Origin of the sequence: Gilliamella sp. Choc4-2 (assembly GCF_001690355.1) — a bacterium.
In the GTDB taxonomy this organism is placed as follows: Bacteria; Pseudomonadota; Gammaproteobacteria; order Enterobacterales; family Orbaceae; genus Gilliamella; species Gilliamella apicola_A.
Genome location: NZ_LZHG01000008.1, coordinates 31,413 through 55,164 on the forward strand (window position 1 = coordinate 31,413; position 23,752 = coordinate 55,164).

General features: G+C 34.3%; 25 protein-coding genes. 13 read left to right on the forward strand and 12 right to left on the reverse strand.

All coding sequences use genetic code 11. The annotated features are described in order from the left end of the window. Window positions 1-33: 33 nt before the first annotated feature. Both fbaA and pgk read right to left on the reverse strand, forming a co-directional pair. On the reverse strand, window positions 34-1,113 hold the full coding sequence (gene fbaA, locus A9G34_RS01515; protein WP_034948216.1) for a class II fructose-bisphosphate aldolase: 1,080 nt from the start codon (window positions 1,111-1,113) through the stop codon (window positions 34-36). 73 nt (window positions 1,114-1,186) lie between these two features. Next, entirely contained in the window at window positions 1,187-2,350 is a 1,164-nt protein-coding gene (gene pgk, locus A9G34_RS01520; protein WP_034948222.1) for a phosphoglycerate kinase, read from the reverse strand. A 224-nt stretch (window positions 2,351-2,574) separates the two neighbouring features. Here pgk and rpsT point away from each other — a divergent pair, with 224 nt between their 5' ends. From rpsT to A9G34_RS01550, 6 genes are all read left to right on the forward strand, one after another. After that, entirely contained in the window at window positions 2,575-2,838 is a 264-nt protein-coding gene (rpsT, locus tag A9G34_RS01525) for a 30S ribosomal protein S20 (RefSeq protein ID WP_034948227.1), read from the forward strand. 114 nt (window positions 2,839-2,952) lie between these two features. Next, the gene (locus A9G34_RS01530) at window positions 2,953-3,585 is read left to right on the forward strand and encodes an SPOR domain-containing protein (protein ID WP_034948230.1); all 633 of its coding nucleotides are present in this window, start codon (window positions 2,953-2,955) and stop codon (window positions 3,583-3,585) included. A gap of 6 nt (window positions 3,586-3,591) precedes the next feature. Then, window positions 3,592-4,434 (forward strand): virulence factor BrkB family protein, encoded by an 843-nt coding sequence (locus A9G34_RS01535; RefSeq protein WP_034948232.1) that lies wholly within the window; start codon window positions 3,592-3,594, stop codon window positions 4,432-4,434. A 7-nt stretch (window positions 4,435-4,441) separates the two neighbouring features. After that, window positions 4,442-4,876 (forward strand): D-aminoacyl-tRNA deacylase, encoded by a 435-nt coding sequence (gene dtd / locus A9G34_RS01540; RefSeq protein ID WP_034948234.1) that lies wholly within the window; start codon window positions 4,442-4,444, stop codon window positions 4,874-4,876. A 443-nt stretch (window positions 4,877-5,319) separates the two neighbouring features. Continuing rightward, the gene (gene dauA / locus A9G34_RS01545; protein WP_034948237.1) at window positions 5,320-6,993 is read left to right on the forward strand and encodes a C4-dicarboxylic acid transporter DauA; all 1,674 of its coding nucleotides are present in this window, start codon (window positions 5,320-5,322) and stop codon (window positions 6,991-6,993) included. Between the two features lie 193 nt (window positions 6,994-7,186). After that, a complete protein-coding gene (locus tag A9G34_RS01550) occupies window positions 7,187-7,729 on the forward strand; it encodes an HdeD family acid-resistance protein (protein ID WP_065568672.1) in 543 nt (180 codons plus the stop codon). 146 nt (window positions 7,730-7,875) lie between these two features. Here A9G34_RS01550 and rsgA read toward each other — a convergent pair whose 3' ends face one another. Then, window positions 7,876-8,904: a small ribosomal subunit biogenesis GTPase RsgA gene (gene rsgA, locus A9G34_RS01555; RefSeq protein ID WP_065568673.1), complete on the reverse strand. Its 1,029-nt coding sequence runs from the start codon at window positions 8,902-8,904 to the stop codon at window positions 7,876-7,878. An 80-nt stretch (window positions 8,905-8,984) separates the two neighbouring features. Here rsgA and orn point away from each other — a divergent pair, with 80 nt between their 5' ends. From orn to A9G34_RS01580, 5 genes are all read left to right on the forward strand, one after another. Beyond that, window positions 8,985-9,548 carry an oligoribonuclease gene (gene orn, locus A9G34_RS01560; protein WP_065568674.1) on the forward strand — a complete coding sequence of 188 codons (564 nt, stop codon included), beginning with the start codon at window positions 8,985-8,987 and terminating at the stop codon, window positions 9,546-9,548. Window positions 9,549-9,554: 6 nt separating this feature from the next. After that, window positions 9,555-10,826: a lipid IV(A) 3-deoxy-D-manno-octulosonic acid transferase gene (gene waaA, locus A9G34_RS01565; protein ID WP_065568675.1), complete on the forward strand. Its 1,272-nt coding sequence runs from the start codon at window positions 9,555-9,557 to the stop codon at window positions 10,824-10,826. Between the two features lie 9 nt (window positions 10,827-10,835). Next, window positions 10,836-11,822, forward strand: a complete 987-nt coding sequence (gene hemH / locus A9G34_RS01570) for a ferrochelatase (protein WP_065568676.1) — start codon at window positions 10,836-10,838, stop codon at window positions 11,820-11,822. A 199-nt stretch (window positions 11,823-12,021) separates the two neighbouring features. Beyond that, window positions 12,022-13,353 (forward strand): CoA-disulfide reductase, encoded by a 1,332-nt coding sequence (locus A9G34_RS01575; protein ID WP_034948263.1) that lies wholly within the window; start codon window positions 12,022-12,024, stop codon window positions 13,351-13,353. Window positions 13,354-13,542: 189 nt separating this feature from the next. Continuing rightward, window positions 13,543-14,964 carry a cation:dicarboxylate symporter family transporter gene (locus tag A9G34_RS01580; protein ID WP_051825450.1) on the forward strand — a complete coding sequence of 474 codons (1,422 nt, stop codon included), beginning with the start codon at window positions 13,543-13,545 and terminating at the stop codon, window positions 14,962-14,964. Between the two features lie 65 nt (window positions 14,965-15,029). Here A9G34_RS01580 and galU read toward each other — a convergent pair whose 3' ends face one another. The 7 genes from galU to A9G34_RS01605 all read right to left on the reverse strand — a co-directional run bounded on the left by galU (window position 15,030) and on the right by A9G34_RS01605 (window position 19,053). Next, a complete protein-coding gene (galU, locus tag A9G34_RS01585) occupies window positions 15,030-15,944 on the reverse strand; it encodes a UTP--glucose-1-phosphate uridylyltransferase GalU (RefSeq protein ID WP_034948266.1) in 915 nt (304 codons plus the stop codon). Between the two features lie 19 nt (window positions 15,945-15,963). Further along, the gene (locus tag A9G34_RS11030; RefSeq protein WP_442902676.1) at window positions 15,964-16,185 is read right to left on the reverse strand and encodes a DUF2569 family protein; all 222 of its coding nucleotides are present in this window, start codon (window positions 16,183-16,185) and stop codon (window positions 15,964-15,966) included. A 151-nt stretch (window positions 16,186-16,336) separates the two neighbouring features. Continuing rightward, window positions 16,337-16,471 carry a hypothetical protein gene (locus A9G34_RS10940; RefSeq protein WP_255305674.1) on the reverse strand — a complete coding sequence of 45 codons (135 nt, stop codon included), beginning with the start codon at window positions 16,469-16,471 and terminating at the stop codon, window positions 16,337-16,339. Continuing rightward, entirely contained in the window at window positions 16,468-16,695 is a 228-nt protein-coding gene (locus A9G34_RS01590) for a hypothetical protein (RefSeq protein WP_034948274.1), read from the reverse strand. Before A9G34_RS01590 ends, A9G34_RS10940 begins: the two co-directional genes overlap by 4 nt. Before the next feature lie 330 nt (window positions 16,696-17,025). Continuing rightward, window positions 17,026-17,157, reverse strand: a complete 132-nt coding sequence (locus A9G34_RS01595; protein ID WP_442902656.1) for an entericidin A/B family lipoprotein — start codon at window positions 17,155-17,157, stop codon at window positions 17,026-17,028. A 43-nt stretch (window positions 17,158-17,200) separates the two neighbouring features. Beyond that, window positions 17,201-18,394: an amino acid aminotransferase gene (locus tag A9G34_RS01600; protein WP_065568677.1), complete on the reverse strand. Its 1,194-nt coding sequence runs from the start codon at window positions 18,392-18,394 to the stop codon at window positions 17,201-17,203. Window positions 18,395-18,669: 275 nt separating this feature from the next. Continuing rightward, window positions 18,670-19,053: a RidA family protein gene (locus A9G34_RS01605; RefSeq protein ID WP_034948279.1), complete on the reverse strand. Its 384-nt coding sequence runs from the start codon at window positions 19,051-19,053 to the stop codon at window positions 18,670-18,672. Between the two features lie 191 nt (window positions 19,054-19,244). Between A9G34_RS01605 and ffh the strand changes: the two genes are divergently transcribed. After that, a complete protein-coding gene (ffh, locus tag A9G34_RS01610; RefSeq protein ID WP_065568707.1) occupies window positions 19,245-20,612 on the forward strand; it encodes a signal recognition particle protein in 1,368 nt (455 codons plus the stop codon). 110 nt (window positions 20,613-20,722) lie between these two features. Here the strand turns inward: ffh and A9G34_RS01615 are convergent, their stop codons facing one another. Beyond that, window positions 20,723-21,613, reverse strand: coding sequence for an EamA family transporter (locus tag A9G34_RS01615; RefSeq protein WP_065568678.1), 891 nt, complete (start codon window positions 21,611-21,613; stop codon window positions 20,723-20,725). Between the two features lie 118 nt (window positions 21,614-21,731). Continuing rightward, on the reverse strand, window positions 21,732-22,718 hold the full coding sequence (gene ispB, locus A9G34_RS01620; protein ID WP_065568679.1) for an octaprenyl diphosphate synthase: 987 nt from the start codon (window positions 22,716-22,718) through the stop codon (window positions 21,732-21,734). A gap of 158 nt (window positions 22,719-22,876) precedes the next feature. Between ispB and A9G34_RS01625 the strand changes: the two genes are divergently transcribed. Next, on the forward strand, window positions 22,877-23,707 hold the full coding sequence (locus A9G34_RS01625; protein ID WP_065568680.1) for a TonB family protein: 831 nt from the start codon (window positions 22,877-22,879) through the stop codon (window positions 23,705-23,707). Window positions 23,708-23,752: the final 45 nt, after the last annotated feature.

A 23,752-nucleotide genomic window follows, 5' to 3' on the forward strand; every position in this document is an offset into this window, starting at 1 on the left:
TGCCCTGCTTATATTAAAAAAATTAAATAATGGTTAAAGCACATCAATAGCATTAAGTTCTTTAAATGCAAGTTCTAAACGAGCAACTAATGAATCTTGCCCTTTGCGTAACCATACTCGTGGATCGTAATATTTTTTATTTGGGGCATCAACACCTTCTGGGTTACCTAATTGACCCTGTAAGTAAGCTTCATTTGCTTTGTAGTAATTTAAAATACCAGACCAGTTAGCCCATTGGGTATCTGTATCAATATTCATTTTAATTACACCATAACTTACTGCTTCAGCAATTTCTTCTGACGTAGAACCTGATCCACCATGAAATACAAAGTTTAATGATTTGGCTGGTAAATTATATTTTTCAGATACATATTTTTGTGAGTTATCTAAAATTTTGGGGGTCAATTTTACATTACCTGGTTTATAAACTCCATGCACATTACCAAATGAAGCTGCAATAGTAAACCTAGGACTGATAGCACTTAAACGTTCATAAGCATAAGCCACATCTTCTGGTTGCGTATAAAGTGCTGAACTATCCATATGGCTATTGTCAACACCATCTTCTTCACCACCTGTACATCCTAACTCTAACTCTAAAGTCATTTTCATTGCTGACATACGAGCAAGATATTGGCAACAAATATCAATATTATCTTTTAATGATTCTTCTGAAAGGTCAATCATATGAGAAGAAAATAAAGGTTTACCTGTTTTTGCAAAATGAGTTTCGCCAGCATCAAGTAATCCATCAACCCATGGAAGTAATTTTTTAGCACAATGATCAGTATGAACAATAACTGGAACACCATATTTTTCAGCCATAAGATGAACATGCTTTGCACCAGAAATAGCACCCAATACAGCACATTCTTGACCTTCTAATTTTAAACCTTTGCCAGCAATAAATTGAGATCCACCATTAGAGAATTGAACAATAACAGGAGAACCTACTTTTGCTGCTGTTTCAATAACAGCATTAATAGTATTCGTATCAACACAGTTAACCGCAGGTAATGCAAAATTATTTTCGCGAGCGATTTGAAATACTTTTTGAACATCATCACCAGTGACAACACCAGGTTTAACAACATCAGAAATCTTAGTAACCATTTTATTACCTATAAATTTATTTATAAAAATTAAAGGATGAGTAGTTGCCTCATCCTTTTACTAAACTCAAATACTACGCTTTTGCTCTAGCTTCTAACATCGCAACAGCGGGGAGCTTTTTACCTTCAACGAACTCAAGGAAGGCTCCCCCACCAGTTGAAATATAAGAGATTTTATCCTCAATATCAAATAGATCAATTGCAGCTAATGTATCACCTCCACCTGCGATTGAAAAACCTTCGCTATCGGCAATTGCTTTAGCTACAATTTCAGTACCACGACGGAAATTAGGGAATTCAAAAACACCCACTGGGCCATTCCATAAAATGGTTTTAGCATTTTTGATCATATTTGCTAATACTTCTGCTGATTTATCACCTAAATCAAGGATTTGTTCATTTTCTTTAACTTCTTTAACTGATTTCTCGGTCGCTGTTGCTGCTTCACTAAATTCAGTGGCAACACGAACATCGGTTGGAACGGGTATTTCACAACTACTCATTAATTTTTTAGCTTCTGGAATTAAATCTGCTTCATAAAGAGATTTACCTACATTATAACCTTCAGCAGCAATAAAAGTATTCGCAATACCACCACCGACAATAATTTGATCAGCAATCTTTGATAAAGAATCAAGTACAGTTAATTTTGTTGATACTTTAGAACCTGCAACGATAGCAACCATTGGTCTTGCTGGGTTATCTAAAGCTTTACCTAACGCATCAAGTTCAGCTGCTAATAATGGACCAGCACAAGCAATTGGAGCAAATTTACCAGCGCCATGAGTGGAAGCTTGAGCTCGGTGAGCTGTACCAAACGCATCCATCACATAAATATCACAAAGTGCTGCGTATTTTTTAGACAAAGATTCATCATCTTTACCTTCACCAATATTAAAACGAACATTTTCAAGAACCACCAATTCGCCTTCTTTAACATCTACGCCATTAAGATAATCTTTTACTAAACGAACAGGGAATGATACATGTTCTTTTAAATAATCAACAACAGGCTGTAAAGAAAACTCTGGATTATACTCTCCTTCTGTCGGGCGACCAATATGAGAAGTAACCATTACTTTAGCACCTTTTCTAATGGCCTCTTCTATAGTTGGCAATGATGCTTTAATACGCGCATCGGAAGTTACCTTACCATTTTTGACTGGCACATTAAGATCTGAGCGAATAAATAAGCGTTTTCCTTTTAGATCTAGATCTTGCATTCTAATAATAGACATGAGACTTCCTCTTATAAAATATAAATAAAATAAAATTTAAACTATTTTAACATAAAAATTCTTTCTAAGTTATAGTCATTATTGTTCAAATAGTAAACACTTGTTATGCATATAAAATTTATAAATCGCAATTTTTTATTTAACAGCATTGACAATTGGCAGAAAATCAGGCATATTTTGCCGCCTTATTAATATGTAATTTTATTTAATCTTGGGAGTTGACTTTGGCTAATATCAAATCAGCTAAGAAACGTGCGGTTCAATCTGAAAAGCGCCGTAAACATAATGCTAGTAACCGTTCAATGATGCGTACTTATGTTAAAAAAGTTTACGCGGCTGTTGCAGCTGGTGATAAACAAACAGCTGAAGTAGCATTCAAAGACATGCAAGCAGTTGTTGACCGTCAAGCGGCTCGTGGCTTAATTCACAAAAATAAAGCTGCACGCCATAAAGCGAATTTAATAAAACAGATTAAAGCATTAGCTTAATACTTTATTCTGTTAATTGTTGTATTTCTAATAAAATAAAAAAAGTGGTGAAAGCCACTTTTTTTATTTGTATACTGAACTGTAATTCAATACTAATAAAAAAGAGAGTAGATTGTGGCGCAGCGTGACTATGTTAGAAAAAAGAGCCAACCTAAAAAAAATAAATCACAGCTCATGCCTAAACTTATGGTATTTATGACAATTATTCTTATTACTTTATTTTCTGCTATTCTTTACTTTGTTTCTAACAATAAACCTAATAAAGCAATTGCACAATCCATAAGCAAAACCAACCCACCAGCAATAACTCTTCCAGAACAACCTCAAGAGCGTTGGGCATATCTCAAAGCATTAGAAACACCAAATGCAAGCTCTGGACAATTTGCCAATTCTACTGCTAATGAACGACAACAAATTTTGAAAAGTTTTGCCAATAACTCAAAAATAACTACAGAATCACCATCTAATACTTTATTGCCAGAAAGAACAAATCTAACAAAGTCAACATCATCTACAAATTCCCAAATGGCATCAAAATGGATACTACAATGTGGTGCATTTAAAGAAAAATCAAATGCTGATACATTAAGAGCACGGCTTGCTATGGCTGGTATAAATAGTAATATCTCTTCAGAAAAATTATATCGCGTCACTGCAGGACCGTACACAAGCAGGGATGATGCAAATAATGCACTGATTTTATTAAAAAATAATATAACCACTAATTGTATCATTGCTAACCAATAAAAAACCATGAAAATATTTAAGCTGATAAAAATCTTCTCAAAAATGTTGTGGTTGCGAATCAATCAAGATCGTTTAACTACTTCTTCAGCTAGCCTCGCTTATACTACAATACTAGCATTGGTTCCACTTATCACCGTTATTTTTTCCTTGTTATCTGCCTTTCCAATGTTTGATGAAATTAGCTTATCATTAAAGCGAGTAATTTATAGTAATCTAGTACCTACAGCAAGCGATATCATTCAAAATTATCTCGAACAATTCATCGCTAATACAAAAAAAATGACCTTTTTCGGTATTATAGGGTTGATTATCACGTCATTATTACTCATCAACTCAATAAATACCACTCTAAATCATATTTGGAAAACTAAACGCAAACGCTCATTTATGTATAATCTAACAATGTACTGGACAATATTGACCTTAGGACCTATTTTAGCTGGATCAAGTGTGGTGGTAAGTTCCTATATATTTTCTCCGCAATGGATTTCAACAGCTGCCACAGGGAATATAATGCTTAGCGCTTTACCATTTATAATATCAATAATTGGATTTTGGCTATTGTATAGCATTATACCCACTGAATCAGTACCTCTTAAAGAATCGCTCATTGGAGCAATAGTCGCAGCAATATTATTTGAGTTAGGTAAACGAGCATTTGCGCTTTATGTAAGTTCATTTCCAACTTATCAACTTATCTATGGTGTCGTATCAACAATTCCCATTATGTTAGCATGGATCTACTGCTCTTGGTGTATTGTATTATTTGGCGCTGAATTTGCTGCAACCTTAACAGATTATAATCGCCAAAAAAAACAAATGTCTAATAATCAATCTCTATTGGAGTAACTATTTTATGATTGCCTTAATTCAACGTGTTAAACAAGCTTCTGTATCGGTCGATAATCAGGTTATTGGACGTATTAATCATGGTTTATTGATCTTACTTGGCATAGAACAAGATGATAATCAACAAAAGGCAATCAGATTATGTGAAAAAGTACTTGGTTATCGTATTTTTAACGACAATAACGGAAAAATGAATTTGAATGTAAAACAAGCAAACGGCGAAGTATTAATCGTATCCCAATTTACGCTAGCAGCAGATACCCAAAAAGGTATGCGTCCTAGCTTTACAAAAGGAGCCAAACCCGATGAAGCCAATAAACTTTATCAAATTTTTTCCGAGCTATGTGAAAAACAAATCAAAACAGCAACAGGACAATTTGCTGCCAATATGCAAGTATCATTGATAAATGACGGCCCAGTCACTTTTTGGTTGCAAGTTTAAAAATAACTAAAACAGCCTGCTAATTAAAATAATTAATACCAACTGAGTAGGTTATTAAAGTTAAGTAAATAAGTATTCATTCCTCATTTATCCAATTACGAAATTTTAAACATCTCCACAGTAGATTGATTATGAATCTAAATCCCAACCCATTTAGTTTATCAACATAATTTTTCCTACATCGATTAATTGATTTTATTTATTTGCTAATCACAAAATATTATAAGTAATATCTTCATGCTCTAATTTAAGCAATGGTAAGAATGTAAAACTAAATACAACTCAAAAATATAAAGGTCTCATCATTAAATTGACAACATCACAATTTGGCAAAAAATATTTTTCTTTTTGTGAAAAAAGAATTACCTTAAAAACTCGTTTTCAATTTCCGCAAAAAAGATTATCTTATTAAGTATTTCAAATAACCTCTGTTAATTAAAATAATGAAATTATATGGTCTTTCTGGCACTAAAATTAGTTGTGCATTTATATCTTCTTGCCTAATTAACCCTTACAATACATCACGTTTTCTTAAAGATTTAATTGCAGGCATAACCGTAGGTATTATAGCTATACCATTAGCAATGGCATTAGCAATCGCTAGTGGCGTCCCCCCACAGCATGGCCTATATACTGCAATTATATCGGGCTTCATAATTGCATTAACGGGAGGTTCGAAGTTTAGTGTTTCTGGTCCTACTGCAGCCTTTGTGGTTATTTTATACCCTGTATCATTACAATATGGGTTATCAGGGTTACTTATTGCAACATTACTGTCTGGCATATTCCTTGTATTAATGGGATTGATACGATTAGGTAGATTAATTGAATATATTCCATTACCCGTTGTATTAGGTTTTACTTCAGGCATTGCCATCACTATCGCAACCATGCAAATTAAAGATTTTTTTGGTTTAACACTTGAGCACATGCCAGAAAGTTATATTGGTAAAGTTATGGAACTAGCTAAAACACTACCAACTATTAATATTGCTGACACTATAGTCGGTGTAATAACACTGATTGTATTAATTGTATGGCCAAAACTTAATCTTAAAATATCCGGTCATCTACCGGCACTGGTTGCGGGCATTGCTGTCATGTTTATTTTTAATCAATTTGGCTATCAAATTGAAACGATTGGTTCACGATTTATCTATACACTATCTGATAATACCATAGGGCATGGTATCCCATCAATGCTACCAGAATTTTCTTTACCGTGGCTTCATACTGAATTTAACTGGGATTGGTCAACAATCACCGCCTTATTACCAATTTCGCTAACTATGGCAATGTTATGTGCTATTGAGTCGTTACTTTGTGCTGTGGTATTAGATGAAATGACACACACTAAACATCACTCAAATAGCGAACTTATTGGTCAAGGTTTAGGAAATATTATTGCACCATTTTTTGGCGGAATTTCAGCAACAGCAGCGATTGCACGGTCGGCGGCAAATGTCAAAGCTGGGGCGACTTCGCCTATTGCTGCTGTTTTGCATTCTTTAGTTGTTTTACTTGCGCTGATTTGCTTTGCACCAGCATTATCATTTATTCCGCTTTCTGCTATGGCTGCACTGTTGCTTATTGTGGCATGGAATATGAGTGCTGTTCAACGCGTCATTTATATTATCAAATGCGCTCCTAAAGATGATATTTTAATTATGCTAATTTGCATGTCGCTAACAGTACTATTTGATATGGTGATTGCAATTACACTTGGAATTGTACTTGCCTCAATTTTATTTATGCGCCGTATCGCACGCATGACTCGCTTAGTTGAACTCAATCGCAGTAACGATAGAACCTTAGCACTACGCATTAATGGACCACTGTTTTTTGCTGCGGCCGAACGCACATTTTTAGAAATTTATCAAAAGATTAATGGATATGAACACATAGTACTGCAATGGGATGCAGTACCTATTCTTGATGCAGGTGGGCTCAATGCTTTAATACATTTTATAGATGAATTACCTGAACATGTTGACCTATCAATTTGTGAGTTACAGTTTCAGCCATTAAAAACATTAGCTCGCGCAAAAATTGCTCCAATTTCTAACAAATTAATGTTCTACTCAACGCTAGACGAAGCACTGAAAGATAAAGATTAATTCTAAAATTAGTTTTATTATATTAACTATTTTATATGCACGGTAAAAGTTGGGATAAACATAATTACTGTGCAATAAATTGTACCTTCACTACCTTTCTTTTCATTTACTAAATCACCATTGACAAACTATGAGTCTTAAAAGTGGTTTTAATTTGAAATCCAAAATTAACTTATAAAAATAGGTAAATAACATGATATCTAACGAAAACAATGTCTACAATCTTAAAGAAAGATCAAACTGGTTTATTTTAGTTGGTGTTATTTTAATTATATTGGGAAGCTTAGCATTAGGCTATCAGTTCATGGCAACCGTCTTTTCTGTCTATTTTATTGGTTCATTAATTTTAATTGCAGGTATTGCCCAAGCACTACATTCATTTCGCATTAAAGGTTTTGGTCAGTCAGCATTATGGGCAGTAATGGGGATTTTATACATTTTTATTGGTCTAATGTCATTTTTCCAACCCGTTGCTATTTCATCAGCCTTAACATTGGTGATTTCATTCTTGCTAATTATGAGCGGCTTTACACAAATATTTGCTGCTATGAATAACCGCAATTTACCTCGTTGGGGATGGATTTTAACCTCAGGGATTATTACATTAATTTTAGGATTTATGATTATTGCAGGTTGGCCATATGACAGTCTTTGGGTATTAGGTATGTTTTTAGGTATTGACCTTATTTTCCAAGGTTGGGCATATGTAGCTATTGGTTTTGCATTAAAAAAATAGATGTTAAATATTATATTCATTGCTCACAATCTAGTAATGACTTTCAAAAGGTTACCTCTAATTGTGAGCAGCAAGTAATTACAGTAATGACTCAAACACAAATACAACTTATTTAAGTTAATTTTATTATAAATGAATCAAGCTGATTATTTATAGATTTTGTTAGTTTTTGCCTTAACTTCTTGCATTGTTTGCAAAATTCGATGATAGTTATCAAGCCTTGATGGTGCAATTTTACCATCTTGTACCGCTTTTTGTAGTAAACAACCTGGCGTATCAAAGTGATTACAATCACGAAAGTGGCAACCGCCTAAATAATTATCAAATTCTTTAAAACCACTAATTACTTGTTCTGGCTCTAAGTGCCATAAACCGAATTCGCGGATCCCTGGTGAGTCAATAATATCTCCACCATTTGGTAAGTGATAAAGCCGAGAGGAAGTGGTTGTATGTTGACCCAGTCCGGATATTTCTGAAATACCTCCAGTTATAACTGATTGTGATTGATAAGGTAACAATAAATTAATAATACTTGATTTTCCCACACCTGACTGTCCTACTAAAATGGAAACCTTATCTTGTAAAATATCTTGTAACAAAGCAATGCCTTGTTGATGTTGGCATGAAACATACAACACTTGATAACCAATTTTAGTATAAATAGCCAATTGGTTATCAATATTTTCACGCTCAGCATCGTTTAATAAATCAATTTTATTTAAAATAATAATCGGTTTTATATCAACCGCTTCACAAGCGACTAAATAGCGGTCAATAATATTAAGAGACAGCTCTGGCAATACAGCCGATATAATCACAATTTGATCTACATTTGCCGCAACGGGTTTAACGCCATCATAAAAATCAGGTCGGACAAGTTCAGAATGTCTTGGGTGAACTGCTTCAATAATACCATTGGTGTTTGGCTCTAAACTTTCGCGCCATACTACTTTATCACCAGTGACTATCGAAGGTAACGTGCGACGAATACTACAACGATAAATAAGACCTGCACTATCTTCAACATCAGCAGACTTACCAAAACGACTTATTACTACACCGTCACGAGGTGATGAAAAATTTGCCAGACTCTCATCTTTCTTTATTGCTAATCGTTGCTGATGTTTTGCTGCTACACGTCTTTTTTGATTATTGGATAGTTTATTTTTTGCCATAGTACTCATTTTTTTACTAAAACAGATTGTCAGTTATGCTACACTACTCAGTATCAAAAAGAAAATCTCTATAGCAAATTATGAACAAACAATCTCAAATTAATAGTAACAATCTAATTTGGATAGACCTTGAAATGACTGGACTCAATCCAATAACTGATCGTATTATTGAGCTCGCAACCATTGTTACCGATTCTAACTTAAATATCCTTGCTGAAGGTCCTGTGATTGCAGTTCATCAATCTGATGAGCAATTAGCATTAATGGATGAATGGAACCAAAACACCCATGGCAAATCAGGACTTATTGAGCGAGTTCGCAAAAGTACTATTACTGAACAACAGGCCGAACAACAAACCATCGAATTTTTAAAACAATGGGTACCAGAAAACAGCTCTCCAATTTGCGGTAATACTATTGGGCAAGATCGTCGTTTTTTATTTAACTACATGCCTAATTTAGAAAGTTATTTTCATTATCGCTATTTAGATGTCAGCACAATTAAAGAATTAGCTAAACGTTGGAAACCTGAAATACTAAAAGGGATTAGCAAACAAAGTTCACACCAAGCGCTTGATGATATTCGTGACTCAATTGCTGAACTTGTTTATTACCGAGAACACTTTTTTGATCTAATCAACTAAATTAGTATGCAAATTTTATATACTCTTTTATTGTATTTGATTCAACCACTAGTTTGGCTAAGACTGCTTTGGCGTAGTCGTAAAGCACCAGCTTATCGAAAGCGTTGGCTTGAACGCTATGGTTTTTGCAAAAATAAAGTTAAATCTAACGGTATTTTAGTGCATGCCGTATCGGTGGGTGAAACGATAGCAGCCATCCCACTAATCAAAGTACTTAAGCAACAATATCCTAGTTTACCTATCACAGTTACCACCATGACGCCAACAGGTTCAGAGCAAGTTAAATTATTACTCGGTGATAGCGTCAGCCATGTATATTTACCTTATGATTTGCCCTGCGCAATAAATCGTTTTTTAAATACGGTCAATCCTAAATTAGTGATCATTATGGAAACTGAGCTTTGGCCTAATTTTATCTGTCAGTGTTATAAACGAAATATTCAGCTAATTATTGCCAATGCCAGATTATCAGAACGTTCAGCTAATCGATACAGTAAACTAGGGCGATCCATTAGCAATTTACTATCAAAAATTAGTGCAATTGCCGCACAAAATAAGCAAGATGGAGAACGTTTTATTTCGCTGGGTTTACCCCGTGATCACTTAACAATAACCGGTAGTATTAAATTCGATATTGATATAACAGATCAACAACAGCAAAAAATAACAACGCTAAAACAGCAGTGGCAATTAGATCGCCCTATTTTTATTGCCGCAAGTACACATAATGGAGAAGATGAAATCATCTTATCTGCCTTTAAACGGTTATTACAAAAATATCCCAATTTGTTATTGATTATTGTCCCCCGCCACCCAGAACGCTTTAAAACCGTCGAAAAATTAATTAATGATTGCGGATTAAATTATATAAACCGCAGTAGCGGTCAAATTCCTGCTAAACAAACCCAAGTCATTTTGGGTGATACGATGGGAGAATTAATAGAACTTTATGGTATTGCAGATGTTGCCTTTGTTGGTGGCAGTTTAGTGAAACATGGAGGGCATAATCCATTAGAACCCGCACTTCACCATATCCCAATCATTAGTGGCGAACATTTTTTCAATTTTAAAGTGATTTGTGAGCAACTTATTTCAGCTGATGGCATGATCATTTGTGCTAGCACAGCCGATTCCCTTTATTCAGCGATTAATGGGCTTTTAGAAAATAAAACGCGTAGTCAACAAATTGGCGAACAAGCGTATCAAGTATTAAAACAAAATCAAGGCGCACTACATAGGCTTTTTAACATTATCAACTATTATCTTTGCTCAAAATAAGGATTACTTGTGAATAAAAAACAAGGGTTATTGCTGATTAATCTAGGTACACCAAACGCGGCAACACCAGATGCAATAAAACGGTACTTAACCGAGTTCTTACTCGATCGCCATGTCGTTGATTTACCGAAACTATTTTGGTATCCGATTTTAAAGTACCTTGTAATACCTAAACGAGTGCCTTACATTATTCATCATTACCAAAAAATTTGGATAAATGGCTCATCACCTTTACTTCATTACAGCCAATTATTATGTGATAAATTACAACACCACTTACCAAATATTCAATGTGAATTAGCCATGACCTATGGTGAACCCAATATTCAATCTGCATTGAACAAGCTTCAATCATGTTCAAAAATTACGGTATTGCCACTTTTTCCACAATACTCAACAACCACAACACTCGCTGTACTTGATAAACTTAAACAAATTATAGCAACCGACAAAATCATAAATAGTATTGACTATATTCGTGATTATGCCGATCATCCAAGCTATATCAATGCACTTTATTTACAAATTAAGAAAGCATTTCAATGCCAAGGCGAGCCTGAAGTGCTTATACTTTCTTATCATGGTATTCCTGAGCGTTATATTTACAAACGAAAAGAGGATTATATTCAACGTTGTGAAATGACCACACAGTTATTAATCGAAAAATGCCGAACAAATAACATAAATATACCAATTCAAATGGCTTATCAATCGAAATTTGGAAAAGGCAAATGGGTTACACCAAGTACCAGCGATACACTACAAACATTAGCAAAAAGTGGTGTTAACAATGCGCACGTCATCTGTCCCGGATTTTCGGTAGATTGTATTGAAACTATTTACGAAATTGACGAAGAAAATCGAGAAATCTTTTTAAATGCAGGTGGAAAATCATTTTATTATATTCCCACATTAAATGACACTGACTTACAGATTAATTTAATCATGGCATTAATCAACCAAACTCAGCCACCTATACTTAATAATTTATACTGAAACACATAGTTACCGAAAACTTTCTAACAAAAATAATACGACTAAAAAAATTACACTAACAAGTAATTGTTGATTTTCAAACGAATAAAATTTTAAATTAACGAATATTAATGCTAACTATCTATCACCAAGGTAATCTATGGCGTATGATAAGGTATTATTTTATAATTCAGTATCTGAGCACTGAGGAGAAAATTAAGTGAAAATAATCATCATTGGCGCTCAAGCCGCAGGCGCAAGTGCTGCGGCAAAGGCTAAAAGAATGAACCCTGAGGCAACCATCCGTATTTATGAAAAATCAGATATTGTTTCGTTTGGTGCTTGCGGTTTACCTTATTTTATTGGTAACCATTTTACTGACGCCAACGAAATGATATCCCGAACGCCCGAGCAATTTCAAAAAGATGGTATTGAAATAAAAACTTTACATGAAGTCATTGCTATTGATACTAATCAAAAAAAATTAACTGTTAAAGATCTCAATACTGGCAATTGCTTTGATGATAGCTATGACAAGTTACTACTTGCAGTTGGTGCAAGTCCCATTATTCCCCCTTTTAAAAATAGTCAACTAAAAAATATCTTCACATTACGCAACCTGCATGATGGGTTAGCTATCAAACAGACATTATCCAACTCAAATATCAAAAATTTGATTGTTATAGGTGCTGGATATATTGGGCTTGAAATAGCTGAATCGCTTGTTGCTTTACAAAAAAACGTCAAATTGATTCAATTGGATGACAGAATTCTTATCGATGCATTTGATAGACAAATTACTGAACTAATTGAAGAAAATATTAAACAACATTGTGATCTACATTTGCAAGAGCGAGTACTTGGCTTTGAAGGATCGCACAATGTCACACATGTAATTACTGATAAATCACGATACCCTGCTGATGTTGTTATTATTGCAACCGGTGTTAAGCCAAAAAATGATATCTATAAAAACCTTGGTATCAAGACACTTGCAAATGGTGCCATAATCACCAACAGCTTTGGACAAACTAATATGGCAGATATTTATGCTGCTGGAGATTGTGTTGCCCTTCACCATAGAGTTAGTCATTCAATGGTATATATTCCACTCGCTACAGGGGCAAACAAACTAGGCAAAATTGTAGGCGAAAATTTAGGTGGCGGAAATTGTGAATATCCCGGCACTATTGGCACCTCAGCCTTAAAAGTCTTTGATATTGAAGCAGGACGAACAGGTTTAACTGAAAGCGAAGCCGAAAAAGCTGGAATTCCTTATAAAACAGTCATAGTTAAAGATAAAAATCACAGCAACTATGTTGCCGGTCAAACAAGTGTAACAGCAAAACTTATCTATCATGCCGACACTCGAGTGATTTTAGGTGGCCAAATAGCTGGAGGGCAAGGTGCGGCATTAAGGCTCAACACTCTTGCAACCGCAATATGGACGAATTTGAAAATTGATGAATTAGCCATGATAGATTTTCTTTATGCACCACCATTTTCCAGACCGTGGGATATTTTAAATATTGCAGGCTCAATCGCAAAATAGATAAAGGTATTATGAGCAATATAAAGACACACTCATATTACTTAAATATATTTTGGATAATGCAAATAGGTAGATAACGTGAAATAACATTCATTACATGATTTAACTGATTAAGATAGATATTAATAAATCTATCAATAAACATTTTACTAGATAATTAAATTTATTACTAAGGGGTGAGGGTTAAATATGCCAGATGCCATTTTTCAAGGAATCTTTTTTGAAAAGTTCTTATCTATTACTCATTATCAAACACTAATTGGTATTGGGCTATTGCTCATCTGTTTTTTTGCAGTAATGAGACCATTACAAAAGAGAAAAGTTAATTTTTCAATACGTATGTTAGTTGGGTTAATACTTGGTGCTGTGCTTGGTTTAGGCATTCAAGCCATAGCAGAATTTCCTGACTCATCAACAATCTGGATGCAAGAAACTGCAACTTGGTATGGACTATTTGGTCGAGCATTTATCGCTTTTATCCGAATGTTAGTAATACCACTCATATTTGTATCCATTGTTAAAGTAATTATCGATTTCTCGGGTAAAAAAAATCTACCCCAAATCGCATTCAGAGGAATTTTTTGGTTACTTTTTACAACAGCAATTGCTTGTATTGTTGGTATTTTATTAGCTAATCTATTTACATTAGGTGAAATAAGCCCAAGTTCTGTAAATCAAGCTCAGGCAAAACAATACACTAATATTATTGATACCTTTATAAATCTAATTCCAAGCAATATTATTGCATCAATGGTAAACGAAAATATTGTTGGATTGGTCATCTTCTCAGCCTTAATGGGGATTGCTGCCAACAGAATGGAAAAGAAAAACTCACAACCGATTGCCTTATTTAAAACGTTTATCGAAGCAATTTATAAGATCATCATGTCGATTGCGATGACAGTCATAAAATACATGCCCTATGCAGTAATTGCTTTACTCGCTCGCACCATTATTTCTAACGGAATACCCGCAATTATTCAGGTTTCAAGTTTTGTTGCTGCAATTTACGTCGCCACATTGATTATGTTGATTGTACATGTTGCCATTGTTGTGATTCATGGTATTTCACCAACCATGTTTATAAAAAAAGCGCTAGGAACATGGTTATTAGCCTTTACAAGTCGCTCATCTGTCGGTTCATTACCAATGACTATCTCAACCTTAACCGTGCGAATGGGTGTTAATACAGGTACAGCAAATTTAGTTGGCTCACTAGGTAGTACCATAGGAATGAATGGATGTGCTGGTTTCTTCCCAGCTTTACTTGCAGTTATGGTAGCTCATATGGTTGGCATTGATACTAATATCCAATTTTATATTATGCTTGTCATTGTCGTGGTTATTGGTTCAATTGGCATCGCAGGTATTCCCGGCACAGCAACGGTTGCGGCAACCGTTGTTTTGTCAGGTATGGGCATGGCAGAATACTTCCCATTAATTGGTATGGTTTTAGCTATTGATCCAATTATTGATATGGCTCGGACTTTGGCCAATGTTTCAGGTACCATGGCTGCAGCCATTGCTACCGATCGGGAGATAGGATTAATGGATATGAACATTTATAACGATCCTAATATAACTTTGGATAATGGAAATACCAAAACTTAAAAAATTATATAAAAAAGGGCGCTATCATGCGTCCTCTTTTATAATTAAACATAAATTTCAAAACATTAAATATTTTTTAACCAAGCTGTCACATCCTTACCAAGTATTTTATGGCGCATTGCATATTGAACAAAAGTTTGTACATAACCCAACTTATTACCACAGTCATGGCTACGGCCTTTTATGCAATAAGCATCAACGGAATCTTCTTCAAGTAGCATTGCAATGGCATCAGTTAATTGAATTTCACCACCTGCTCCTAATGGCGTTTTAGCAAGTAAAGGCCAAATTTTTTCTGATAAAACATAGCGCCCAACTACAGATTGATTTGATGGTGCTTCGTCAACCGATGGTTTTTCAACAACGCTATACATTTGTGCAACATTGCCAGCAGATAACACTTCACCACGACAGTCAACAATACCATAAGAAGAAACTAATTCTTTTGGTACTGGCTCTACCATGATTTGGCTGTGTTTGGTTTCATGATAATTTTTGATCATTGCGGCTAAATTATCGCTGGCTAGGTTACTTTCGTATTCATCAATAATCACATCCGGTAAAACAACAGCAAATGGTTCATCACCAACTAAAGGATAAGCACATAATACCGCATGACCAAGCCCTTTAGCCAAACCTTGGCGGACGCTAGTTATAGTGACATTTTTAGGTAAAATGCCTTGTACTTCTTGCAATAATTGGCGTTTAACACGCGCTTCTAACATGGCTTCTAATTCAAAACTGGTATCGAAGTGGTTTTCAATTGAGTTTTTTGATGAGTGCGTAACAAATATAATTTCAGTTATACCTGCAGCAATACATTCTTTAACTACATATTGAATAAGTGGCTTGTCAACAACGGGGAGCATCTCTTTGGGAATGGCTTTAGTTGCTGGTAACATGCGAGTACCCAAACCGGCAACAGGGATAACCGCTTTTGTTACTTTTCCATTCACTAAATTGTCTAAATTTGGTGTCATTTTATTTCCTTAAAATAAATTAACTAATTATGTCGCTATGAGTAATTTCACTACGGCGACCATTAACAAATGTAATTTTGACTCGTTCTGACTTTAATATATAAGTTATAAAAATACAGGCATAAATAATTACTCTAACAGTATTTTTTATATCATAAAAATTGAAATTAGATTGTAATATTAAAAAGCTTAAATATATACTTAATGGCATTAAAACGGCATAACCAAGTCTAAATACAATAAAAAAATAGGAAACTTATAATTTTTAGTAAAAAACAAATATATGATATAGCCATTTAAAAGAAAAATTAAACTAGTTATTCCTATTTCTAATAAAAAAACCAACTAAAATTAGCGATGTAATTTTCAGATTCAGGATCCGTTAATAGTGGTCATATGCCACTAAATATAATCATACCTAGTGTACAAAAAAGAGTATAAGCAAAACCAATAAAACTCATAATTAAACCAATACCGACTAAAATTAGCCAACCGCCTAATCCTTTCAGCTCCTTTCCTTTGGTCATTTTTGTGCATATCTAATAATTGTTAAATAGTTAGATTCAATTAGCAAAGGATTATCTCTGTCTTTAGCTAAAGAATCAATAGTGATATAAACAATTTGGCAATTTTGTAACACGGCTTGCTTTACTACAAATTGTCCTTTTCGATCACGTGCTTCTTTTTGTACTTTGATGGTGTAAAGATCATCATATAAAGAGGCTCTTTCGAATAAATTTGGTGTGCGCAAAAATTCCTATTTGAGGTAATTACAAACAAGAATTTAATCGGTTAATTTTCCTTTTATTCCAGTATAACTACTAGGAAAATGTTTGCCTTCTTGACTTTGGGTAATATAAACATGATGATAACTTGACTTGTATGAAGGTAGTGGATTTAATAAAAATTCAATACCTGATAGATTTGAATATTGTCAATTTTCTATAGTTAAAGGTGCAGTTCGAAAATTTAATAAGCTGCACCCAACAAGTAAAAATAATGTAACTATAAATAAAATACGTAACATTTAACTAAATATATTTAAGACGTTAAAATATTTGTAAATAATCTATAACGTTAGTTACATTTTGTCGCTCACTTTTTCGGCTGTATGTGAAATGGCTTTTCCACCCGATTCGACATCTTCGCCAACACCTTTTACTGTATTACATCCAACAACAAGAGTCGTCATTGCTATCCCTAATATTAACATTAACATTTTATGGAACATAAAATACACTCCTTTATTAATATGATTATTTTAATGCAGCAAATGCTTCTGCCACACGCTCGATATTATGGTGATTTAAACCTGCTACACACATTCTTCCGCTATCCACCAAATAAATAGCAAAATTATCTTTCAATTGTGTAACTTGCTCTTTACTAAAACCGGTATAACTGAACATGCCCTGCTGTTTTACTAAATAATCAAAATGACAATCAGGTGCTGCTTGTTTTAATAATTCCACCAGAGTTGATCGCATGGTTACAATGCGAGTTCTCATGGAGTCGACTTCTTTTAACCATTTCGCTTTAACTCCTGGATTATTTAAAACATAACTTACTAACTGTACACCATATGCCGCTGGGGTAGAATAATTTTGGCGAACTAGTGCTTGCAGCTGCCCTAATACACAGCGTGCGGCTTTGCTGTTATCACATAAAACTGATAAACCTCCAACTCGTTCACCATAAAGTGAAAATGTTTTTGAAAATGAGTTACTGACAAATCCACACAATCCTGCATTTGCCATTTTTCGAATCGCATAAGCGTCTTCTTCAATACCTTTGCCAAAACCTTGATAAGCAATATCCATAAATGGAATAAGATCTCGTTCTTGTAAAATTGTTATCACTTTATCCCACTGTGATTGGGTTAGATCGGCGCCAGTTGGGTTATGGCAACAAGGATGTAGTAAGACAATGCTTTTAGTAGGTAATTGACTTAATGTTTCAAGCATTGCTTCAAATTTTACGCCACACGTTTGTTCATCAAAGTAAGGATATTTGTTTACTTTAAAACCTGCACCATTAAAAATAGCGATGTGATTTTCCCAAGTTGGATCGCTGACCCATACTTGTGAGTTTGGGAAATAGCGAAATAAAAAATCAGCACCTATTTTAAGAGCCCCCGATCCGCCTAGTGTTTGTATTGTTGCGATACGTTTATCTTTATAAGCTGGGTGTTGTTCGCCAAATAACAAAGAGCCAATAGCTTGGCAATAGGATGGTAATCCACTCATAGGCAAATAAAGCTGTGCTTCTTGATTGTGATGATAAATATAATCGCGAGCTATTTTTATGCATTCTAATTGAGGAACTACGTTGTTTTCATTATAATAATAACCAATGCTTAAATTAGTCTTATTAATGCGATTATCATTAATAAATTCAGAAACTAACGATAAAATCGGGTCCCCTGCGTACGGTTCTACTTTTTCAAACATATTCACAATCCAGTTAAAACAAAAATAATGATAAATAATTGTAGATTATTGCACCAACTTTATTGGCAATCAATCATTAAATAACAGCTTAACAATAAATAATTAATTTCATTTTTGGTTAAGAAAATGGCTATATTTTTGATAATAAAAAGTAATAGATAGGATAACTAAAAATGTAACGTGTTTTAACTCGCTTCTTTATACTAAAACATAGGGTTTTTCTGAAACTTTTTGACAAAAATTAGCACCTTTTGGTGCTAATTAGGTAAATAAATTTATTTAGCAGCAATCACTTCTATTTCAACTTTAGCATCTTTAGGAATTCGAGCAACTTGTACGCAAGAACGAGCAGGGAAAGGCGCATTATTTTCAATAAAAAAGGCTTCGTATACCGCATTTACCGAAGTAAAATCATTCATATCGGCTAGAAAAATAGTTGCTTTGACAATATTATTCACTTGATAACCAGCAGTGGTAATAATCGCTTTAACATTTGCTAAACTTTGTTTTGCTTGTTCTTTCACACAACTTGGCATTTCACCGGTAATCGGATCTAAAGGTATTTGTCCTGAAACAAATAACATATTCCCTAAATTTATAGCCTGTACATAAGGACCAATAGCTGCAGGTGCTTTATCAGTATTAATGATGTTTATCATATCAATTCCTCCTTTTATTGCTTTACGCTAGCTTTAGAAAATAAAATAGGTAAAATTTATTAATAATTATCTTGTAACCATTTGAACAGGATCATAATTTAGTGTCAAGGTAGAACAAAATTATGATCATGGGACTTCCGATAATTTTCTGCTATGATAACCAAAATTTTTTATTTTTTACGAGAGTTAATATGTTCGAGAATTTAACCAACCGTTTATCACAGACATTTCGCAATATTAGTGGTCGTGGACGACTATCTGAAGACAATATTAAAGATGCGTTGCGCGATGTTCGTATGGCATTGCTCGAAGCTGATGTTGCCCTGCCAGTGGTTCGTCAATTTATTAATCAAGTTAAAGAAAAAGCCGTTGGATTAGACGTCAGCAAGAGTCTAACTCCAGGGCAAGAATTTATCAAAATAGTTCAAAATGAACTCACTAGCGCAATGGGTGAAGTCAACAGTTCGCTCAATTTGGCAACCCAACCACCTGCTGTTATGTTAATGGCTGGGTTACAAGGTGCTGGTAAAACAACTAGCGTTGCTAAACTGGCTAAATTCCTCAAAGAAAAACAGAAAAAGAAAGTTCTAGTGGTGTCTGCCGATGTTTATCGACCCGCTGCAATTAAACAGTTAGAAACTTTGGCTAAAGCAATTGATGTTGAGTTCTTTCCATCTGATGTTACTGAAAAACCGATCAGTATCGTAAATAAAGCTATTTCTCATGCAAAATTGCAATTCTTTGATGTGCTTATTGTTGATACCGCAGGTCGTTTGCATGTCGATAGCGACATGATGAATGAGATCAAAGCTCTTCATCAAGCCATTAATCCAATCGAAACATTATTTGTGGTTGATGCGATGACAGGACAAGATGCTGCCAATACAGCTAAAGCGTTTAATGATGCATTACCTCTTACTGGGGTAATTTTAACTAAAGTCGATGGCGATGCACGTGGTGGAGCTGCGTTATCAATTCGTCATATTACCGGTAAACCAATTAAATTCCTTGGAATGGGAGAAAAAACCGATGCTTTAGAGCCGTTTTATCCTGATCGCATTGCTTCACGTATTTTAGGTATGGGCGATGTACTATCTTTAATTGAAGAATTACAAAGTAACGTTGATCGCGAAAAAGCCGAGAAAATTGCTAAAAAATTAAAAAAAGGCGATAAGTTCGATTTTAATGACTTTCAAGACCAACTCAAGCAGATGCGTAATATGGGAGGAATGGGGGCTTTGCTAGCTAAATTACCCGGTGTTGGCCAACTTCCAGATCATATTAAAGCACAAATGGATGATAAAATTACCATAAAAATGGAAGCAATCATTGGTTCGATGACATTAAAAGAGCGTGCTAATCCTGAAATCATTAAAGGTTCTCGTAAACGCCGTATTGCCAACGGTTCGGGAACTCAAGTTCAAGATGTTAACAAGCTATTAAAACAGTTTGAAGATATGCAAAAGATGATGAAAAAAATGAAAGGTGGTGGCATGATGAAGATGATGCGCCAAATGAAAGGATTAATGGGTGGAAGTATGGGATTGCCTCCTCGTTAAAGTGTCATAAATTCAAATCTTCAATAGGGGTAATATAACTATCACAAGCTTCATATCAACTTTCCAAACAATATCGCACTGATAAACAGTGCGATATTGCTTTTAATCGGTTAATTTTTTTGCTTCGTTTCACTATTTGATTTAATCGGTTTAATCTTTACTGGATAGCTCATCGTAAGTACTGTGCCTATGGATGACATGATAATAAAGGCAATGGCTAACCATTGATTACTAGTTAACTGCTCGTGCAAAACCACTAACCCAGAAAACGCTGCAAAGACAGGAGACAAGCTCATTAATGTACTAAATGTTTGCGCAGGTAACCTTGGTAGTGCAATCATATCTAAGCCATAAGGGATTGCCGATGCCAATAACGAAACAACAAAAATAAGCGGAAGCAATTCCAACGAAAACATTGTACTACCACTTTGCCAAATACCAATAGGAAATAAAAAACAGGCAGCAATAACCGATCCAACTGCTACACTTGATGTCCCATAAATAGTGCAGGCTTTGCGTCCAAATAAAATGTAACATGCCCACCCACTTCCCGCTAACAACGCAAAGAAAATCCCTATAGGATCTAAATTATCTGAAACTTGATAAAGTGGTAAAAGCATAGACAGACCAATAATAGCAATACTTAGCCAAATAAAATCAAGTAGTTTTCGAGATGAGCACATTGCCACCATAATGGGTCCTGTAAGTTCAATAGCGACAGCGACCCCCAGTGGCACTCGTGCAATTGCGTTATAAAACGCTAAATTCATACCACCAATTGAAGTACCATACAAAAAAACATATTTCAATGCCTGTTTTGTCATTGTTTTACGCCATGGTTTAAATATAAGAATCAACATAATGGATGAAAAAAACAATCGCCAAGCCGTCATCCCTTCAGGCCCTAATACAGGAAACAGATATTTAGCAATTGATGCACTGCCTTGTACTGAAATCATCGAAATAAAAATTAATAAAACAGGCAAAGTCCTTTTAAACATAAATAATTACCTTAATTAAAGTTATTGTATATAAAACTGATGACAAGAAGTTTCAGGAAACTTATGTGTTTCAGTATAAAAATATCTGTTCAACAGATTTATTTGCAATATTGATTAATTAGTTTTCCCTTTTTACTGACAATAAGGCAAGATCTTGTAACGCTTGTTTATAAGGCGTATCAGGTAAAATTGCGATAACGTCAAACGCTTTTTGCGCTTCTTTTTGAGCGGTTTGTAACGTAAAATCTAGTGAACCACATTCGTCCATGATGTTTAAAATACGATCTAATAATTGTCGACCATTACCTTGCTCTATTGCTTGGCGTATTAATGCCGCATCTTGGGCGTTTTTTGTGTGGTGCATAGCATGTAAAAGCGGTAGAGTAGGTTTGCCTTCGTTAAGATCATCCCCTAAATTTTTACCTAATTTTTGATTGCTATCAGCGCTATAATCGAGTAGATCATCAATGATTTGAAAGGCTGTACCTAGATATTTTCCATATTCTTGTAGGGCAAGCTCTTGCTCCTCACTAGCTCCAGCTAGGACAGCAGCAGAATGTGATGTTGCTTCAAATAGGCGTGCCGTTTTTCGATAAATTACATCTAAATATTGTTCTTTTGTGATATCTGGATCGTTACAATTAATCAACTGTTGTACTTCGCCTTCAGCTATTACATTGGTTGCAGCCGACATGATCGTCAATACTTTGAACGATCCTGTACGTACCATCATTTGAAAAGAGCGTGTGTAAATATAATCGCCAACTAATACACTAGCGGCATTGCCAAAAAGTGCATTAGCGGTTGATTTGCCTCGGCGTAAATCTGATTCATCAACAACATCATCATGCAATAAGGTGGCGGTATGAATAAATTCGATAAAAGCAGCAGTAATAATATGTTTATCACCTTGGTAGTTGAGTGCTTTGGCTATTAATAATGCGATAACAGGACGTATACGTTTACCACCACTACTAATGATGTAATTGCCTAATTGATTAATTAAAGCCACATCAGAAGTTAGTTCTGCCTGTATTGCCTCATTTACTTTAACTAAATCATGTTTAACAAGATCGAATATTTGATTCATTGATGGATTATTCATCAGACTAACCGCTTAAAAAAATAACAGGTATATTATTAAATATTATCTGATAAATATTATTATGTCACAAGGTTAACTTTATCTTCTTTTAAAAAAGACTACAAATGATAAGCATTTTCATTTAAAATACAAGTCTTAAGTTAAAAATGATATTAGTGATGAAGATTAACTTTGATATAGATATCGGTAATGATAAAGTACCCCAATTACCAGTTCAAATAAAGCAAAAAAATAGCTACCTATTTACTTTGCTTTCTGTATTTTTACATTTATGTCTAATAGTATTATTATTTAGCTCTGCATTTTTTTCCAAAAACATTATGATTGATAATGGGGACAATTCCATTAAGGCCATTATGATCGACTTATCCCAGCTGACAGCACCTAAACAATTATTAGTAGAAAATATACCTGAAATCAAAGGGGCAAAAGACAGCGAGAGAATAGACAACAAACTAATTGAAAAACCAATAATCGAAACTGAAATCGTCAAAGAAAAAAATCTAGAACCTATTACAGAAAAAAAACCTGAAAAATTGGTGGACATTTTAAAAAAAGAAGTGACAATAAAACAAGAAACCAAACCCAAACCGAATCCAAAACAGAAATTATCTCAAAAAGAGTCTTTGCCTCAAGTAAAGCAAGAAATAATTAGTAATAAAATTAAAGAAAACCTTTCTGTAGCCCCTTCTATTGGTAATAACCACCAATATTCGAAGACACCTTCAGCTATTATCCGAAATCAGCCTGAATATCCACGTCGTGCACTTGATTTGCGTTTAGAAGGATATGTAATTGTAATGTTTGATGTTAATAGCAATGGCCGAGTTGAAAATATTCGGATTCTTAAAGCAAAACCAAACAATATCTTTAATCGTTCTGTTATTAATGCTATGAAAACATGGAAATACCAACCTATTATTACAAAAGATTTAAAAACAAAAATTATTTTTAATCGAGATAAATCAATTCAACTGGATAATAGCTAGATTTTACCATAATCAAATATTAATTGGTTAAAGTTAAACCATGTT

What these genes read in the sequence shown, in the direction of transcription:
- ispB (WP_065568679.1), bottom strand. Translation starts at nt 22,718, where the DNA reads ATGAATAATCCATCAATGAATCAAATATTCGATCTTGTTAAACATGAT.
- A9G34_RS01615 (WP_065568678.1), bottom strand. Translation starts at nt 21,613, where the DNA reads ATGTTTAAAAGGACTTTGCCTGTTTTATTAATTTTTATTTCGATGATT.
- pgk (WP_034948222.1), bottom strand. Translation starts at nt 2,350, where the DNA reads ATGTCTATTATTAGAATGCAAGATCTAGATCTAAAAGGAAAACGCTTA.
- ffh (WP_065568707.1), top strand. Translation starts at nt 19,245, where the DNA reads ATGTTCGAGAATTTAACCAACCGTTTATCACAGACATTTCGCAATATT.
- fbaA (WP_034948216.1), bottom strand. Translation starts at nt 1,113, where the DNA reads ATGGTTACTAAGATTTCTGATGTTGTTAAACCTGGTGTTGTCACTGGT.
- rsgA (WP_065568673.1), bottom strand. Translation starts at nt 8,904, where the DNA reads ATGGCAAAAAATAAACTATCCAATAATCAAAAAAGACGTGTAGCAGCA.
- waaA (WP_065568675.1), top strand. Translation starts at nt 9,555, where the DNA reads ATGCAAATTTTATATACTCTTTTATTGTATTTGATTCAACCACTAGTT.
- dtd (WP_034948234.1), top strand. Translation starts at nt 4,442, where the DNA reads ATGATTGCCTTAATTCAACGTGTTAAACAAGCTTCTGTATCGGTCGAT.
- A9G34_RS01595 (WP_442902656.1), bottom strand. Translation starts at nt 17,157, where the DNA reads ATGTTAATATTAGGGATAGCAATGACGACTCTTGTTGTTGGATGTAAT.
- A9G34_RS01550 (WP_065568672.1), top strand. Translation starts at nt 7,187, where the DNA reads ATGATATCTAACGAAAACAATGTCTACAATCTTAAAGAAAGATCAAAC.
- A9G34_RS01600 (WP_065568677.1), bottom strand. Translation starts at nt 18,394, where the DNA reads ATGTTTGAAAAAGTAGAACCGTACGCAGGGGACCCGATTTTATCGTTA.
- A9G34_RS01535 (WP_034948232.1), top strand. Translation starts at nt 3,592, where the DNA reads ATGAAAATATTTAAGCTGATAAAAATCTTCTCAAAAATGTTGTGGTTG.
- A9G34_RS10940 (WP_255305674.1), bottom strand. Translation starts at nt 16,471, where the DNA reads ATGACCAAAGGAAAGGAGCTGAAAGGATTAGGCGGTTGGCTAATTTTA.
- dauA (WP_034948237.1), top strand. Translation starts at nt 5,320, where the DNA reads ATGAAATTATATGGTCTTTCTGGCACTAAAATTAGTTGTGCATTTATA.
- orn (WP_065568674.1), top strand. Translation starts at nt 8,985, where the DNA reads ATGAACAAACAATCTCAAATTAATAGTAACAATCTAATTTGGATAGAC.
- A9G34_RS01580 (WP_051825450.1), top strand. Translation starts at nt 13,543, where the DNA reads ATGCCAGATGCCATTTTTCAAGGAATCTTTTTTGAAAAGTTCTTATCT.
- A9G34_RS01625 (WP_065568680.1), top strand. Translation starts at nt 22,877, where the DNA reads ATGAAGATTAACTTTGATATAGATATCGGTAATGATAAAGTACCCCAA.
- A9G34_RS01605 (WP_034948279.1), bottom strand. Translation starts at nt 19,053, where the DNA reads ATGATAAACATCATTAATACTGATAAAGCACCTGCAGCTATTGGTCCT.
- galU (WP_034948266.1), bottom strand. Translation starts at nt 15,944, where the DNA reads ATGACACCAAATTTAGACAATTTAGTGAATGGAAAAGTAACAAAAGCG.